At 56.8% G+C, this 2,354-nt stretch carries 4 protein-coding genes and 1 pseudogene; 3 read left to right on the top strand and 2 right to left on the bottom strand.

The features are described from left to right. Together AC1DX0_RS34735 and AC1DX0_RS34740 are read left to right on the top strand one after the other, a co-directional pair. Window positions 1–273, top strand: a 273-nt coding sequence (locus AC1DX0_RS34735) for a zincin-like metallopeptidase domain-containing protein (RefSeq protein WP_477358908.1), incomplete at its 5' end; no start/stop codon positions are given. 488 nt (window positions 274–761) lie between these two features. Then, window positions 762–1,136 (top strand): hypothetical protein, encoded by a 375-nt coding sequence (locus AC1DX0_RS34740; protein ID WP_477219340.1) that lies wholly within the window; start codon window positions 762–764, stop codon window positions 1,134–1,136. A gap of 47 nt (window positions 1,137–1,183) precedes the next feature. Here AC1DX0_RS34740 and AC1DX0_RS34745 read toward each other — a convergent pair whose 3' ends face one another. Continuing rightward, entirely contained in the window at window positions 1,184–1,471 is a 288-nt protein-coding gene (locus tag AC1DX0_RS34745; RefSeq protein ID WP_477219339.1) for a hypothetical protein, read from the bottom strand. Between the two features lie 145 nt (window positions 1,472–1,616). Here AC1DX0_RS34745 and AC1DX0_RS34750 point away from each other — a divergent pair. After that, window positions 1,617–1,740 (top strand): annotated as a pseudogene (locus AC1DX0_RS34750) (DinB family protein); the annotation flags it as partial. 93 nt (window positions 1,741–1,833) lie between these two features. Here the strand turns inward: AC1DX0_RS34750 and AC1DX0_RS34755 are convergent. Further along, window positions 1,834–2,354 (bottom strand): LysR substrate-binding domain-containing protein (locus tag AC1DX0_RS34755; RefSeq protein ID WP_477358911.1); only part of this gene is annotated, 521 nt, incomplete at its 5' end.

The raw sequence follows: 2,354 nt of genomic DNA on the forward strand, positions 1-2,354 counted from the left end.
CGGTGTGGACGGAAGCTAAGAAAGCGCTTCGGGGACGAGCAATACGCCTTCGAAGAGCTGGTGGCGGAGCTGGGCAGCGCCTTTCTGTGTGCCCGTCTCGGCATTCCTGCCGGGTATCGGTCGGCCAGCTACCTCGATAACTGGCTTAAGGTGCTGAAGCAGGACACCAGAGCCATCTTCACTGCCGCCAGCTATGCCGGGCAGGGGGCGGACTTCCTTTGGAACCAGGCCTTCCCCAAGGTCGATGAGAAGCAGCTCGAAGAGGCTGCATAGCGAAATGCTTTGACGCGCCCGGAGGGTGCGTCATTGTTTTATATGACGTGGTGACACTTCCCCATTGGTTATGTCAGGCGTCCATGGGGGCGCCTTTTTGTCGTTGATGCTGCGTGCTTCAGTCTACGCAGTCACTTCTGATCGGGATATCTGGCCTTGTTGTATTCCCTGATCGCAGTTGGAGCAATAAACAGAGCAATTGCTCCTACAATGAATACAATGGCGAAAAATGTTGTCATGAAGTCCCCCTGTGGTGTCGAAATCACCCTAGTGGCATTTTCGCAGACCGCAAGTCCCTGCGGAGGCAGATGACATATCGCGATGTGCGTCCCTGACCGTTGCTCTTCATGCCCGCACTGTCACAACCCGATTCAGTGCGAGTCTTCTGGTTTTTCGGGATTTCACTACATGTACCCGTAGTGTAGCAACCTCTCGTGCATTTCTAGGGAATAGACTCTGGAAGGCGCAGAGAAAGAGGAACTTTTCTCATGGAACTTTCGCCAGAAATATCAGAGGCCATTGAGGCCGCCCGTCTTGAAGCCCACGGCGTTCTAGACCGAAGCTTCGACGCACTTCGTGAGCGACTTACGCCTGTTCCCAAAGGGCCTACAGGCCTTATCATCTTCAAGGTGCCGTCCGATGAAGATTGCAGCGACTCCCGTAACAAAACTGGCTTTAACCTGACGCGTGAGGGTGTCGAGATCCTGTTCCGGCTTCTTGATAATGGGGCCGGCTACAACTCGGCTGGCCGCAAGATGTCAATTACGCAAACGGCCGTTAAGAACCGCAAGCGGGATTGGGAGCTTGCTGGTGGTCAGCAACGCAAAAAGTGGTTTATTCCCTACCTCGACACCAAGGTTTGAACAATTTGGCCCCGGCGCAAGTCCGGGGCCATTTTACGCGGTCGGGTTCAGGAGCGGCTTTTCCCGCTCGCCGCCATGAAGGTGATGAAGGCGCGCAGCGCGACGACAGCGCCCGCTGCATAGAGGCCTGTAGTGCCGTGATTGCTCAGGAAGCTCACAGCCTGATCGGTACTGGCCGTGTTCTGTTCTGCCAAAATCGCCAGCGTTCCAAACGAGCCAAGCGTACTCCCGGTGACCGTGTTCAGGCCGTAGTTCACCTCTTGTGCCTGCGCAACCTTGCCGTCCGGTGGACGCTGGTCCCCGCCGCCGTCATCAAAGATATCTTCAAGCGACATACAGCGAGAGCCGCACCAATTTCGACAGGAACACGCCTATTGAATTGAACTGACAAGATATAGCCCCCGGCAGCGCGGKCGCGGAATGCTACCGCACCCCCTGATTCAACGCTCCGCCGACGTTTCCACCAGTAAATGTGCTGTTCTCAACCACCAGACCCATCACCGCGGCCAGGCGCATATGATCCTGACGGTTCTAGGCCGCCCCTTCCGTGCCGCTCGACCTGGTGCATTTCCAGCGCACCGAGGAGGGAAGGGCCTTCGCCTGATTGAGATTGTTTCGTTCTAAGTCCGGGGCCTACGCCGGCTATTGCCGCATCTTTTGCTGCAGCATCGCTTTTACACCAAGCCACTCAGAAATTTCAGACAGCTTCGGAAACCAGGTAGCTGATTTCGCTATCCAATTCGCGCTGTGTCTGGGCCGCTTCCGCCATCACCCATTGTTTGAACATCTGCACCTTGCGTGCGGCAAGGCTCTTGTGGGGGGAGACGAAATACCAACCGGCCGTRTTYGGGTGRTGGAYGKCAAASGGAGCGACCAGCCTYTCGGCGCGGATRTCGCTGGCCATRTAGGCACGGTTGGCCACRGCAAAWCCCAKYCCGGCATTGGCCGCCTCGTAGGACATCATGCACGARTCRAARWAGATGCTYTTGGYTTCKYYGAGYACGRARCTGGCGCCGGCGAAGCCRAGCCAGGATTCCCAGTTCTGGGTGCAGGTGTCGGAATGCAGCAGCGTGAAGTATCTGAGATCGTCCGGCGTCACTCTCGACAGCGGCTTGTGGCCGAGAACCTGATGGAAGAGTTTGCGGCTGCACACCGGCGTCAGGTCTTCTCTGAACAGCAGTTCGGATTGCAGATCGGGAAAGCTGCCGTCGCCATAGC

It is taken from the genome of Mesorhizobium sp. P3_A9 (genome assembly GCF_056402975.1).